General features: G+C 69.4%; 9 protein-coding genes. 4 read left to right on the plus strand and 5 right to left on the minus strand.

The window, feature by feature from the left end; translation table 11 throughout:
- Window positions 1-44 precede the first annotated feature (44 nt).
- The 4 genes from AB0I19_RS25665 to AB0I19_RS25680 are packed head-to-tail and all read right to left on the minus strand — an operon-like array spanning window position 45 to window position 3,278.
- Window positions 45-1,319: an ATP-binding cassette domain-containing protein gene (locus AB0I19_RS25665; protein ID WP_357151876.1), complete on the minus strand. Its 1,275-nt coding sequence runs from the start codon at window positions 1,317-1,319 to the stop codon at window positions 45-47.
- The gene (locus AB0I19_RS25670) at window positions 1,316-2,146 is read right to left on the minus strand and encodes an ABC transporter permease (protein WP_357151878.1); all 831 of its coding nucleotides are present in this window, start codon (window positions 2,144-2,146) and stop codon (window positions 1,316-1,318) included. The genes AB0I19_RS25665 and AB0I19_RS25670 overlap by 4 nt, the downstream gene beginning before the upstream one ends.
- Entirely contained in the window at window positions 2,143-2,883 is a 741-nt protein-coding gene (modA, locus tag AB0I19_RS25675) for a molybdate ABC transporter substrate-binding protein (protein ID WP_357151881.1), read from the minus strand. The genes AB0I19_RS25670 and modA overlap by 4 nt, the downstream gene beginning before the upstream one ends.
- Window positions 2,880-3,278, minus strand: a complete 399-nt coding sequence (locus AB0I19_RS25680; protein ID WP_357151884.1) for a TOBE domain-containing protein — start codon at window positions 3,276-3,278, stop codon at window positions 2,880-2,882. The genes modA and AB0I19_RS25680 overlap by 4 nt, the downstream gene beginning before the upstream one ends.
- Window positions 3,279-3,496: 218 nt before the next feature.
- On the opposite strand from AB0I19_RS25680, the gene AB0I19_RS25685 reads away from it, so the two are divergent.
- Window positions 3,497-4,312 (plus strand): hypothetical protein, encoded by an 816-nt coding sequence (locus AB0I19_RS25685; protein ID WP_357151887.1) that lies wholly within the window; start codon window positions 3,497-3,499, stop codon window positions 4,310-4,312.
- Here AB0I19_RS25685 and AB0I19_RS25690 read toward each other — a convergent pair.
- Window positions 4,309-5,763 carry a CCA tRNA nucleotidyltransferase gene (locus tag AB0I19_RS25690; protein ID WP_357151889.1) on the minus strand — a complete coding sequence of 485 codons (1,455 nt, stop codon included), beginning with the start codon at window positions 5,761-5,763 and terminating at the stop codon, window positions 4,309-4,311. The two genes, AB0I19_RS25685 and AB0I19_RS25690, sit on opposite strands and share 4 nt — an antisense overlap.
- Before the next feature lie 270 nt (window positions 5,764-6,033).
- Here AB0I19_RS25690 and AB0I19_RS25695 point away from each other — a divergent pair, with 270 nt between their 5' ends.
- The 3 genes from AB0I19_RS25695 (at window position 6,034) to AB0I19_RS25705 (ending at window position 14,089) form a co-directional block, all read left to right on the plus strand.
- Window positions 6,034-6,489: an NUDIX hydrolase gene (locus tag AB0I19_RS25695; RefSeq protein ID WP_067495077.1), complete on the plus strand. Its 456-nt coding sequence runs from the start codon at window positions 6,034-6,036 to the stop codon at window positions 6,487-6,489.
- Complete coding sequence (locus AB0I19_RS25700; protein ID WP_357151892.1) at window positions 6,486-8,933, plus strand: DUF6049 family protein; 2,448 nt, start codon at window positions 6,486-6,488, stop codon at window positions 8,931-8,933. Before AB0I19_RS25695 ends, AB0I19_RS25700 begins: the two co-directional genes overlap by 4 nt.
- A gap of 1,391 nt (window positions 8,934-10,324) precedes the next feature.
- A complete protein-coding gene (locus AB0I19_RS25705; protein WP_357151895.1) occupies window positions 10,325-14,089 on the plus strand; it encodes a murein biosynthesis integral membrane protein MurJ in 3,765 nt (1,254 codons plus the stop codon).
- Window positions 14,090-14,354: the final 265 nt, after the last annotated feature.

A 14,354-nucleotide genomic window follows, 5' to 3' on the forward strand; every position in this document is an offset into this window, starting at 1 on the left:
GTGCATGAACGCCCTCATTGTGCGCCGTGCACCGGGGCCACGTTTCAGCAGGCGTACACCCGCACCTCCGTGGCCTTGACCGCGAAATACGCCCGCGCACCGACGGTGAGGCCGAGCTGGGCCACGGCGGCCGGGGTGAGATCGGCGCACAGGCCGGGCGCGTTCGGTGCGTCACCACGCACCCGGACGATGCCGCCCCGATCGGTGATCTCGGTGATATCGACGGTGAAGACGTTGCGTGGGCTGCCGCCGGGGGGCCGGGTGAAAACCGACACGGCGGCGGGAGAGAACACAGCCGCCGCACGCGTACCTGCGGTGAAATCGCCGACGACACAACCGTCGACCGCCGAACTCGTCGCACCATCGTCCACGCCAACCGTCGGCGGCTCTGTGGAACCAGGCGACGGTTCGTCACGTCGGTCGGAACCGATCGACACCGCCGCCAGGGTCGGGTCGGGCCCGCGCGGCGCGGTGGCGGTGCCGTGGAGGAGGTTGAGGCCGGCGATGCGGGCGGCGAAGGGGCTGCGTGGGTGCGACATCACCTCGGTGACCTGGCCGGATTCGACGATGCGGCCCCCTTCGACGATGACGAGCCGGTCGGCGAGGGTGATGGCGTCGATGATGTCGTGGGTGACCAGGACCGCGCAGCGCGGGTGGGCTGGGTCGCGCAGAACGCGGCGCAGCAGCGAGCGCATGGCGGGGGCGACATCGACGTCGAGGGCCGACATGGGTTCGTCGAGCAGGAGCAGGTGCGGGTCGACGGCGAGGGCACGGGCCAGGGCGACGCGTTGGGCCTGGCCGCCGGAGAGGGCTGCGGGGTGGCGATCGGCCAGGTGCGTGGCGTCGACGGCCGCGAGCCATTCGGCGGCGACGGTTTTCGCGTCGCGGTTACCACGGCTGCGTGGGCCGAAAGCGACATTCTCGGCGACGGTGAGGTGCGGGAAGAGCAACGGCTCCTGGGCGAGCAGCGAGATGCCGCGTCGATGTGGCGGGAGCGCAACACGCTTCGCGGTTTCGGTGAGGATATCGGCGCCCAGGCGCACGTGGCCCGCATCGGGGACGAGTAGGCCCGCGATCACCTGCAACAGGCTGGACTTACCCGCACCATTCGGGCCGAGGACGGCGAGGACTTCGCCTGGTGCGACCTCGATCGCCAGGTCCAGATCGCGATCCGCAATGCGTGCGGCCACCGAAAGGCCCGCCGGACGCGACGGCTTCCCCGACGATTCGTCGAGTGCGCTCGCGGAGGATCCCGCCGAATGTGCCGCCTGATCGGCGGGTGACGGCACACTTCTCGGCAATTCGTCCTGCGGGCTCATTCGACCCTTCCTCCGCTTCGGGTGCGGCCGAGTTGGGTGCCGGGGATGGGACTGGTGCGCCGGTAGGCCAGCAGCACGATCAGGATCGCGACGATGATGAGCACCACCGAAAGCGCGACGGCCGCATCGGGATCGGCTTCCCGCTGGAGGTAGATCTCCAGGGGCAGGGTGCGGGTGCGGCCCTGGAGGCTGCCCGCGAAGGTGAGGGTGGCGCCGAATTCACCGAGCGCGCGGGCGAAGGCGAGCACCGCACCGGAGATGAGCGCGGGGCGCATCAGCGGCAGGGTGATCCGCCACCACACCGTGCTCGGCCCGGCACCGAGGGTGGCCGCGATCTGCTCGTAGCGGTGACCCGCCGTCCGCAACGCACCCTCGAGCGTGAGGACCAGAAACGGCAGCGCCACAAAGGTTTGCGCCAGCACCACCGCCGTCGTGCTGAACGCGATCTGCAGACCGAGGGCTTCGAGGTGGCTGCCCAACAGCCCACGCCGCCCGAAGGTGTACAGCAGAGCGATACCGCCGACCACCGGTGGTAATACCAAGGGCAGCAACACAAGTGCGCGCAACACCGGCAGCCCACGCCAACGGGCCCTGGCCAGGACGACTGCCATCGGCACACCGAGCAGCACGCACAACAGCGTGCTGCCCGCTGCCGTCCGCAAGCTCAACCACAGTGCGTCGCGCGAGGCCTCGGTGGTCACCAGCGCACCGAACCGACCCCATTCCACGCCCCAGGCCAAGGCGCCGAGCGGCACGACGACCAGGGCGAATCCGATCAGCGCGGGCAGCAACAACCAGCGGGGGAACCCTGCGGCGCCGGTTCTCACGGCACACCGAACCCGGCTTCGGTCAGCACCTGCCGACCCGTCGGGCCGGTCACCAGGTCGATGAACTTCCCGGCATCGGCGGAATCCCCGACCGCCCCGATGGGATAGGTGTTCACCGCCGCCGACGCCTCGGGGATCGCGACCGTACTCACCTTCGCGCCGGCACCCGCCGCATCCGTGACGTACACCAGGCCCGCATCCGCCTGTCCGGAGGTCACTTTGGTGAGCACGTCGGCCACCGAAGATTCCTCACTCACCGGCCGCAATGTCACCTGAGCCGCTCCCGCGACCTTCTGTGTCGCCCGGCCACACGGCACCTGCGGCGCACACACCACCACGGACAACCTGTCTCTCGTCAGATCGCGGAAACCGTTGATCCCCTTCGGGTTACCGGGCGCGGTGACGATCGTGAGGACATTCGTGGCGAAAGGGCGCGCAGTGGTGATGCGTCCGTCGGCGATCACCTTGTCCATCGTCGGCTGGTCGGCCGAGGCAAAGACGTCGGCGGGAGCACCGGCCTGCAACTGGGCGGCCAGATCCGACGATCCGGCGAACGAGAACCGCACGTCCACACCGGGATTCGCGGCTTCGAAATCGTCCTCGAGGTCGGTGAAGACCTTCTTCAACGAGGCGGCGGCGAAGACGGTGAGCGTCGAATCGCCCGTCGCCGAATCTGTTTCGGAACCACAGGCGGTGAGCACGGTCAGCGCGGCCGCCAGGGCGAGTGCGCGCTTCATCCGGCGGCCCGTTCGACGACGACCGTCGTAGCCTTCACACTCGCCAACGCCACACTCCCGGGTTCGAGCCCGAGCTCGCGCACCGCTTCGCTGCTCATCAACGAAACCACCGTGAACGGACCGCATTGCATCTCCACCTGTGCCATCACCTTGTCGGTAACGACGCGAGTGACCAAGCCGGGGAACCGATTCCGTGCCGAACTGGCACTGCCGACCTCGGTGTGCGGCGGGCGCGCCTGCTCGACGGCGAGAGCCGCCAGCTCACGACCCTCGACGACCAACCGGCCCGCGCTGTCCTTGCTCGCCGACAGCGCGCCGGAGTCGATCCACCGGCGCACGGTGTCGTCGCTGACGCCGAGCAGATCGGCGGCTTCCTTGATTCGCAGTTTCGCCACCCACTCAGGATAGATCCGCAAACTCGGCAAAATCTAACCAACTTCTCCGCATTCTCGGAGTATCGACTCATCGTGGTGTCGGAGGTATCTCGGGAGAACATGGGTAACTCGCCGGGGACGGGCCGACCCGTCACAGAGGAACCGCCGGCCGCGTCCACAACATCTACGCGCCCGAGCCCGGCCTTGATTCGCGGGGAGGCGGGTAAGCTCGGACCATCATGGCCACGTATTTCGATCCGAAGTCCTGGTCACTGGCGGGCGCTGTCGACCTGGGCAAACGTCTGCTCGACCCCTCGTGGATCGACCAGTGGCTCGGCTTCACCACGTCCTGGGCCGACCCGGTGGCCGACCTGGGCTCGGGCACGGTCACCGCGCTGATGCCCGACGTCCTGATGACCGTGCTCAGCGAGGGCATCTTCAGCCGCTTCGGCGGGCGGGAAGTGTCGGCCACCCTGCTCGGCCACGACCTCACCGCCACCCTCGACACGTTCAAGGTGCGCAGGCGCGGCGCCCACTTCCAGAGCAAAACGGTGCTGTCTGACCTGGTCTGGGACTCCCACCCCTTCGACACCGTCACCGTGATCGCGCACGGCGTTCGCCTCATTCCCGGTGTGCCGACCAAGATTCGCGTGCAGCAACTCGACATCGAGGGCAGCATCGGCATCGGCGCCCTCATCGACTGGGTGGACGAGCAGAACCTGGACTGGAAGCTCCGGCTCGACGAGCAGGGCCGGATCGTCGCCACCCATCGCACCCGCAAGATGAGCGCCGTCGTCGACGCGCAGGTCTACGACAACCTGCTCACCATCGATATCCGCCGCGCCAGCTGGTACCGCATCCGGTTGCCGCGCCGGGTGGTCCAAGCGCCCGCACTACTGCTCGACGACCTGCCCAACCGGGCGAGCATCTCTTACGCGCATCGCCGCGGCGACGTGGTGAAATTCCGCATCGAACTGCCCGAGACCACCGGTTCGTTCGACCTCACCCAGATCCGCGACGCCATCATCGCCGGGACCACGCTGATCGTCTTCTAGGACTGCTGGGTCGCCCACCACTCGCGCAGGGCGGCCTCGGCTTCGTCGCGGGTCATCGGGCCACGGTCCAGGCGCAGGTCCTTGAGGTATTTCCACGCCTTGCCCACCTGCGGGCCCGGCTCGAGACCGAGTAGCTCCATGATCGCGTTGCCGTCCAGGTCCGGGCGCACCCGCGCCAGATCCTCCTGCTCACGCAGGGTCGCGATGCGCTGCTCCAGCTCGTCGTAGGTGGCGCGCAACGCCGCCGCCCGCCGCTTGTTGCGGGTGGTGCAGTCGGCCTTGACCAGTTTGTGCAGGCGATCGAGCAGGTCGTCGGCGTCGGTGACGTAGCGGCGCACCGCCGAATCGGTCCACTGGCCCTTGCCGTAACCGTGGAAACGCAGGTGCAGGAACACCAGGCGCGCAACGTCTTCGGTGAACGCCTTCGGATACTTCAGCGCCCGCATGCGTTTACGCACCATCTTCGCGCCGACCACCTCGTGATGGTGGAAGCTCACGCCGCCGCCCGGCTCGTTGCGCTTGGTGTCGGGCTTGCCGATGTCGTGCAGCAGCGCCGCCCAGCGCAACACCAGGTCGGGGTCGCCCTCCTCCTGGTCGATCGCCTGCGACAGCACCGTCAGCGAATGCTGGTAGACGTCCTTGTGCTGGTGGTGCTCGTCGATCTCGAGCTTCATCGCGGGCACCTCCGGCAGCACCCGCTGGGCGAGACCGGTATCGCACATGAGGTTGATGCCGTCGATCGGATGTTCCGCGCCGATCAGCTTGTCGAGTTCGGTGCGCACCCGTTCGGCGGTGATGCGGTCGATCTGCTCGGCCATCTCCACGATCGCCGTGCGCACCCGAGGCGCTACCTCGAAACCGAGCTGCGCGACGAAGCGGGCGGCGCGCAGCATGCGCAACGGGTCGTCGTCGAACGAATCCTGCGGGGCCGCAGGTGTATCGAGCACGCCCTTCAAGAGGGCGTCGAGCCCGTCGAGCGGGTCGACGAACTCGAGCGAACCGTCCTCGGCGATCTTCACCGCCATCGCGTTCACCGTGAAATCGCGCCGGACCAAGTCGCCCTCGAGCGTGTCACCGAAGGTCACCTCCGGATTGCGGGACACCCGGTCGTACGTATCGGCCCGGAACGTGGTGATCTCGAGCTGGTGATCCCCCTTGGCCGCACTCACCGTCCCGAACGCGAGCCCACCGGTGTCCCACAACTGATCGGCCCACCCTCGCATCAGCTCCTGCACGACCTCCGGCCGCGCATCGGTGGTGAAATCCAGATCATTGCCCAACCGCCCGAGCACCGCGTCGCGCACGCTGCCCCCCACCAGATACAGCGAATGCCCCCGCGCGGCGAACATGCCCCCCAACGGCACCAGCACCTCGGACAGCTGCCCCAACGTCACCGCCGCACCAGCAAGCAGCCGAGCACGACGATCCGCGACAACATCAGAGGAAACCACGAGTACAGAGCTTACTGTTCCGCCTCCCCGCGACTCTGGCCAGACTCAGGTGCGTGCGGACTTGCGGACGCGGCAAGCTACTTGTGATGGCCTGGTCAGCCCGTCCCCGGTGAGTTACCCATGTTCGCGCGTGATCGCTGGGTTGCGGCGACAACAGCGCTCGAGCAACACAGCTAAGCTGGCGAGGTGTCTCCTCCGGCCGATCGCGCGAACAGTCGACGCCGCCAGCCGCGGCGGCGCGGCGGGGCGGGTAACGGCGGTAAGCCGCGTATGCGCACGGTGCGCGAAACGTCCGCAGGCGGCCTCGTTGTCGACGGGTTGGACGGGCCGAGGGAGCTGCGGTGTGCCGCGTTGATCGGGCGGACCGATCGGCGCGGGCGGTTGCTGTGGTCGCTGCCCAAAGGCCATATCGAGGAGGGCGAGACCTCCGAGCAGACCGCCATGCGTGAGGTCGCCGAGGAGACCGGCATCATCGGCGAGGTGGTCGCCGAGCTGGGCAATATCGATTACTGGTTCGTCACCGAGGGCAGACGGGTACACAAGACCGTGCACCACTATCTGCTGCGCTGTCTCGGCGGTGAGTTGTCCGATGCCGACGTGGAAGTCACCCAGGTTGCGTGGGTTCCGTTGAGCGAGTTGGATTCTCGGTTGGCCTACGCCGACGAGCGGCGCCTGGCCGAGGTGGCTAATCGGATGATCGACCGGATGGAGACCGGCAAGCGATGACGGGTGGACTGTTCCGGCTGATCACGGCGGTCCTGACCATCTTGGGTTCGGTGGCGCTGTTGCCCGCGGTGGCGCAGGCGCAACCGGACGACGCGTCGGCGCCGAAGTTCCTCAAACTCACCCTGGACGCGGTGGCGCCGGGCACGGTGACCACGAGCAGCGATCCGGTGCTCACCGTGTCCGGGACGGTCACCAATATCGGTGACCGGGTGGTCGACGATGTGAGCGTGCGTATCCAGCGCGCCGCCCCGGTGCTGTCGCCGAGCGGGTTGCGCAGCTCGCTGCGGCTCGATCAGGTGAACTACGACGTGACCGGACCGTTCGAGGATGTGGCGCCGCAGCTGAGTCCTGGCCAGCGCAAACAGTTCTCGGTGCGGATCGCGTTGCGCGGCGGCGACGGCGCGTCGCTCGGCATCACCGATCCCGGTGTGTATCCGCTGCTGCTGAATGTGAACGGTGAGCCGGCCTACGGCTCGCAGGCCCGGCTCGACGACGCCCGCTTCCTGCTTCCGGTGCTCGGGCTGCCACCGGCCGACGGTGACCCGGCGCCGGTCGCCGCGCCGCCGGAGGCCACGCCGGTGGCGACGACGGTGATCTGGCCGCTGGCCGACCGGCCGCGCATGGTCGCGGGCAAACCGGGGTCGGTGAACGGGCAGGTGGAACTGCTCGACGACGAGCTCGCCGCCTCGCTCGGCAAGGGCGGGCGGCTCGAGCAGCTGGTCGCCGCGCTGGAAGCGGTGGCACCCGCACCGGGCAAGGACAACGCGGTCGCCGGTTCGGTGTGCATCGCGATCGATCCCGACCTGGTGTCGACCGCGCAGACGATGACGCGCGGCTACCGGGTGCTGGCGAGTCCGTCGGATCCGGAGGGCGCGACGCGGGAGGGGACCGGCGCCGCGAACGCGCAGGCCTGGCTCGACCGGTTGCGCGCGCTCGCCGGGTCGATGTGCACGGTGGCGTTGCCGTACGCGCAGGTCGATGTGACGGCGTTGGCGGCGGTGAACGAGCCGGGTCTGTCGGCGCGGGCATTGCACGCACCGGCCGATGTGGTGGACGCGATCCTCGGCACCCGGTCGCTGCGCGGGGTGAGCCTGCCCGATTCCGGCAGCATCGACCACGCGGCGGGGCAGCTGCTGCGTGAGTACGGGTACGGCACGGCGGTGCTCGCCGGGTCGGCGGTATCGGGTGAGGGTTCGGTGCCGGATCCGGAGACCGCGCTCACCTCGACGCCGTCGACGTTCGTGCCCGGCACGGTCGTCGGCGGGGAGCAGGCCGCGCCGGACGTGGTGCGGGTGCCGGATGTGAGCGTCGAGGCGGGGCCGAACACCGATCCGGCGCTGCGGGTGACGACCTTCGACATCTGGTCGGCGACCGCGCTGGCCGCCGTGGGTTCCAACCCGCCGACGCCCTCGTTCACGCCGTCGAAGGTGCGCTTCGACGTCACCAACGATTCGCGGGCGGCCCGGTTGCAGGACGCGCTCGGCGCGATGGCGTGGACCGCGCTGAATCCCGCGCCGGACCGGCCGCGTTCGCAGCTGTTGATGCCGCCGCAGCAGTGGGGCGCCAGCCGCGAGGAGGGTGTGGCGCTGCTGAAACAGGTGGAACTGCTCGCCCGCAACCAGCTGGCCCAGCCGCGGCCGTTCGCGGAGCTCGTCGCGCAGGAGCCGGATCCGCGCCCGTTCACTCTCGAATACCTGCCGTCGGCCGCTCAGGACGCGGCGCCCGAACATCTCGTCGTGCCCGTGCGCGACCAGGGTGCGCGGATCACCGAGATGATGCGGGCGCTCGTCGAGCTGCCCGAGGCCGAGCTGACACCGCTGGCCTTCCTCACGCCCGCGCGCGAGGATCTGCTGCGGGCGTTGAGCCTGTCGGACCGGCGTGGCGAGGACGACACTCTCGCCGACCTGCATGCCGACCGGCGTGTCGATCAGGTGACCCGGGAAATCGACACCGTCTTCGCGTCGGTATCGGTGTTGCCCCCGGGCGGTGTGTACACGCTCGCGTCCGAGCAGAGCCCGTTGCTACTGGTGGCCCGCAATGATCTGCCGGTGGCGATCCGGGTGAACTTCCGGATCTCCGCGCCTTCCGAGACGAACATCACCGATATCGGCGAACAGCTCCTTCCGCCGAATGGAACCCGGTCATTTCAGATACCGACCGAGGTGAGCGACAGCCGTAAGCTGGTCATTCCCATCGCCCTTACCACCCCCGACGGAATCACGCTAGGGGAGCCGACGTCGGTCTCGGTGCGCTCGAACGCCTACGGTCAGGCCTTGGCCATAATTACGGCATGTGCCGCGATACTGCTGTTGCTGTTGGCCGGGCGCCGGCTGTGGCGGCGCTTCCGCGGCCGACCCGACCCCGCCGACGAGGGGTTCGCCCCCGAAACGGTGGAACGGGCCGGACGACTGCGACGCGCCCGGCAACGACTGCGTCGGCAGTAAACACCCACGCCTGACCGGCGCGCGGGGGACCATGACAGGCAAGAACGAGGCGGGATTCGCGGGTTGCGCCGGGTACAGGAGGCATGATGGGCGACGATGATTCCGCTCATCGGCACAACCACGACGAACGCGACGAGCCGACCCACCGCTGGGGCCCCGCCGCGCCATGGGAGCGTGGAATGAGCGGCCGCGACACCGACGAGCCGCAGGTGCCGGCCCGTCCCGGTGATCGCCCGGTCCCGCCGCGCCTCGGTCCCGTCGACCCGGCCTGGCCACGCCCTGCTGATCCCGGCCCGCGCCCGCAGCAGGGTGCGCGACCCGCCCAGCCGACGGGACGACCCGTTCCCGGCAGTTCGGGCGAAATCCCGCGTGTGCAGCCCCCTCGCCAGCCGCAGCACGGGCCCGGTCGTACTGGTGAGCCGCCGTACCCGCAAGCCCCCCGGCCCGGCGAACCGAACTTCAGTCCATCGCCCGGCGAACCGCCGCACGCGCGGTATCCGCGCGATGACGAGCCGCGTCATCGCCCCGCCGAACCCCCGCGCGCACCTCATCCCGGCGAGTCGAACTACGGCCCGGCACCCGATGCTCCGCATCGACCGCTGCCACCTGTCGAGCCGAATCACCGTCCGGGGCCCGCAGACCCACTGCGCGGGCAGCCACCGCGACCGGGGGACCCGAGCGGTGCCGTGGCTGACGACGCGCTGCGCGCACCGGGACGTTCCGGCGAAAGCATCCGTCGGCCCGCACCTTCCGGCGAATTTCCGATCCAGCAGCGACCGGGCGGCCCCGGTCCGCAGCGACCCCAGCCGTACCCGGCCGATGGCCGTTCCGGGGAGTTCCCTCGGCAGCAGCGACCAGGTGGTCCGCAGCCTCCTCGGGCCTATCCGGCGGACGGGCGTTCGGGGGAGTTCCCCCGCCAGCAGCGACCTGCGCCGCCCGATCCGAGATCGGCCGCTCCTTACGGCGAGTCGTCGCAACCACCGCCGATTGACCCGCGGGTGCCCGGCGCCGGTGCGCCGCGACGCCCCGAATCGGGTCGCCCCGGCGAGTTCCGACCACAGGGACCCGGCCCCGAGGGACGCCCGGGTGGCTTCGGGTCGGTGCCCGGCGGTCAGCGGGGCGCCGGTGGACAACCTGGCGTCGGCGGGCAACCGCGAGGTCGTCGGGGCGGCGATGATGCGCATCAAGGGCCTGCACAGCGGCCGGGTGGTCCACAGCGGCCGGGGCCCAGGTCGGGGGAGTTTCCGCAGCAGCGGGCTGCAGGGGCATCCGGGGCGATTCCTCGGCAGGCACGTCCCGAGGTGGATCCTGGGCGGCGTCCGCAGGCCGGTCCGCCGCCGCGTGGCTACGAGGCAGCTCGACCGGGGCCTGGGCGTGACAGCTTCCCCGGGATGCCCGCGGCATCGAGTCGGCCCGGTGGTGACGCGCTTCGGGCGGCCGAGCAGACGCAGGTGATCGCGCGGCCGGAGCGGATTCGTACCGAGAAGCCCGCGCCGCGTGACACGAATCCACAGTCGGCCAACGCGAAGTTGCTCAAGGATTCCGGGTCGATCGCCGTGGCGACGCTCGTCAGCCGGATCACCGGGTTCGCGAAGCAGTTGTTGCTGCTCACCGTGCTCGGTCCGGCCATCGCCAGTGCGTTCATCTCGGCGAACCTGATTCCGAACATGGTGGCCGAGTTGGTCCTCGGCGCGGTGCTCACGGCGATCGTCGTGCCGACGCTGGTGCGCGCCGAACAGGAGGACGCCGACAACGGCGCCGAGTTCATCCGAAGATTGGTGACCGCCGCCTTCGCCGTGCTTTTCGTGGCGACGGTCCTGACGCTCGCCGCGACGCCGATCCTGGCCAGCCACGTGCTCGTCGACTCCGACGGCAAGGTCGACACCTCGTTGACCACCGCGCTCACCTACCTGCTCGCACCGGCGATCCTGTTCTACGGCATGTCGGCGCTGTTCACGGCCATCCTCAACACCAGGCAGGCGTTCAAACCGGGCGCGTGGGCACCGGTGATGAACAACATCGTCGCGCTCGTCGTGCTGGCGGTATACGCGCTCACGCCCGGCGAGATCACCCTCGACCCGGTGCGGATGAGCGACCCGAAACTGCTGGTCCTCGGCCTGGGCATCACCGCAGGTGTGGCCACCCAGGCGCTGAGCCTGCTGCCCGCCATCCGCAGGCACGGGATCAATCTGCGCCCGCTGTGGGGCATCGACGCTCGCCTCAAGCAGTTCGGCAGGATGGCCGCCGCGATCATCCTGTACGTGCTCATCAGCCAGGTCGGCCTGGTGGTGGCGAACAACATCGCCTCCGCGGCCGACGAGGCGGGCCCGGCGATCTTCGCCAACGCCTGGGCGCTGCTGCAGCTGCCCTACGGCGTCATCGGCGTCACGCTGCTCACCGCGATCATGCCGAGGCTGAGCCGCAACGCCGCCGCCGACGACACGCCCGCCGTGGTCGACGATCTGTCCGCGGCCACCAGGCTCACCATGATCGCGCTGATCCCGATCGTGGCCTTCATGACGCTGGCCGGTCCGGCGATCGGCGAGGCCCTCTACGGCTACGCCCGGTTCTCCGGTGACGCCGCCCGCCTCGGCAGCGCGGTGAGCTGGTCGGCCTTCACGCTGATCCCGTATTCGCTGGTGCTGATCCATCTGCGCGTCTTCTACGCCCGTGAGCAGGCGTGGACGCCGACCTGGATCATCCTCGGCATCACCACCGTGAAGATAGCCTGCTCGGCGCTCGCCCCGGTGATCGCTCGCGACAGCGACGACGTGGTCATCATCCTCGGCGTCGCCACCGGCCTCAGCTTCACCGCGGGCGCGGTGATCGGCGGGATCCTGCTGCACCGCAGCCTCGGTGATCTGCGCATGTCCAATGTCGGCCGCACCATCACGCGGGTGGTGCTCGCCTCGATCGCGGGCGGCGCGGTGATGCTTATCGTCGACACCGTGACCGGCCTCGCGAACGTCACCGGCGGCCCGGCCTCGCTGTTGCGGGTCACCGTCGACGCGCTCGTCCTGTTCTCGGTGGCGTTCGGGCTGATGCGTCTGGTCGGCATTCCCGAGGTGGTGGCGATCACCGTCGCGGTCTCGCGCAAGCTCGGCATCACCCCGCCCGCGCCGGACTCCACGCTCGACGAAGACGCCTCGGCCGAGGACATCTACGCGACCACCGTGTTGCGCAGGCCCGACACCTACGCCTTCCCGGCGTACGGGCAGTCGATGGATACCCAGACCATGGTGTTGCCGGTGATCCGGCCCGGTGCTGTTGACATCACCGGTCAAGCGCAGTTCCCGTACGCTGTTCGGCAGACCGATACGGGAGATCAGGCCGAAGGAGGACCGAGGGTGAGCGATGACGCGGTGGGCGGCGTCCCAGCCGCTGATTCTGCGGCGCGCGCCGCAGGAGGAAGGTCCACCGATGTCCGGCCCGACGGGGCAGACACCGCGGGATCCGAACACGCCGACGCGCCCGACGACAGCAAGAACCCGCAGGCAGACGGGTCGCCGGAGAAGAACGAACCGACCGAGGACCGTCGCGGTGCCGCGCCGCCGCACGATCCGACCCACGACACCGGCATGCTGCCGATCCCCGTACCGCCGCAGGACGTGCAACGTCCGCAGCGCGGACCGAAGCTGATCCCCGGCGCGTCGGTCGCGGGCGGCCGCTATCGCCTGCTCGCCAGCCACGGCGGCGCGCGCGGGCTCAAGTTCTGGCAGGCCCTCGACATCAAACTCGACCGCGAGGTCGCGCTGACCTTCGTCGATGCCGATCAGAAGTCGGGTGAGAACGCGGGCCACGACGGCCCGCAGGCGATCCTGTCGCGCACGCTGCGCCTCGGCCGCATCAACTCGCCCGGCCTGGCAAGGGTCCTGGACGTGGTGCGCGGTAGTTCCGGCGGCATCGTTGTCGCGGAGTGGACGCCCGGCCGGTCGCTGCGGGAGATGGCCGAGACGGTGCCGTCCCCGATCGGTGCGGCTCGGGCCATCCGGGTGCTCGCCTCGGCGGCCGAACTGGCCCATCGCGGCGGTGGCTCGCTCTCGATCGACCATCCCGACCGCATCCGGATCAGCGCCTCGGGCGACGCCGTGCTCGCCTTCCCCGGCACGCTCGGCGATTCCGACGCCCAGTCCGATGTGCGTGGCCTCGGCGCCATGCTCTACGCGCTCATCACCGCGCGCTGGCCGATTCGCGTCGGCGGTGTCACCGGTACGGCCGCGACGATCGGCGGGCTGCGGCTGGCCGATTTCGGACCCGACGGAACCCCGGTGGAGCCGCGCCAGATCCGGCCCGAGGTGCCGTTCGAGATCTCGGCCGTCGCCGTGCGGTCGCTGGAATCGAACAAGGGTGTGCGCACCGCCGCCACCGTGCAGCACGTGCTCGAGCAAGCCTCGGTCGTCGATCAGAAGACCGATTTCATCCCCGTGCTTCGGCTGGGTCAGCGGGCGGTCGCGGCCGGTCCCGATTCGCTCGCCGACCCGGAACTGCTTGCGGCCGAACGCGAACGCTCCAAGCGGATGATGTGGATCATGGTCGGGCTCGGCGTGCTCGCCGCGTTGGTGGTCGGCATCTTGATCTGGTGGATGGTGAGCATCTTCGCGCCCGGCGCGTCGGACAAGCCGCTGGATCAGCAGGTCAATATCGGGCTCACGTCGAGTGTGGCGCCGCCGAGCGCGGCCGCCGCGCCGACGGCCGACCAGCCCGCGCAGCCGTCGAGTGTGCCGGTGGCCGTCACCGGTGCCAGGGTGTTCTCCCCGGAGGGCACCCCCGACGGTGCCGCGACGTCGAGTGCGGTGCTCGACCAGAACCCGGAAACGGTGTGGCGCACCGACCAGTACTTCCAGCAGTTCCCCGCCCTCAAGAAGGGCGTGGGACTGCTGGCTACGCTGCCCGCCCCCGCCAAGCTCACCAATGTCTCGATCACCTCGCCCAGCGCCGGCAGCACCGTCGAGATCCGGACCTCGCCCACCGAGACGCCCACGCTCGACCAGACCCAGCTGATCGGCTCGGCTCGCCTCGGCGACGGCGTCACCGAGGTCCCTGTGCAGACTGATCAGGCTGCTCGCTTTGTGCTCGTATGGATTACCGGACTGGCGAATTCGGGCGGACAGTTCCAGACCGCCGTCGCCGACGTCCGCTTCGACGCCGCGCCGTAAACCCGCGCCGCAGTCCTTCCCACCTGCTATCTGCGCAGGTGGATGCCTATTTCGCGCTAGAACATCAGTGTTCATCGAACCGCGGTCCGGTTGGTGCGCAATTGTTATCAGCGATATGATCACCCCGCGCTCTCGGCAGGGAGCTACCCAGGATCTGTCGACGTCGGTCCTGGACGCCGCGTTGTAGTCAGGTGATGGATCGGCCTCGTTCGCCGACGTGAAGTCGCCGTAATGAGCGCTGTCCAAGGGGTCAGGTGTTGTCGCC

Source organism: Nocardia sp. NPDC050413, assembly GCF_040655475.1.
Classification (GTDB): domain Bacteria; phylum Actinomycetota; class Actinomycetes; order Mycobacteriales; family Mycobacteriaceae; genus Nocardia; species Nocardia coubleae.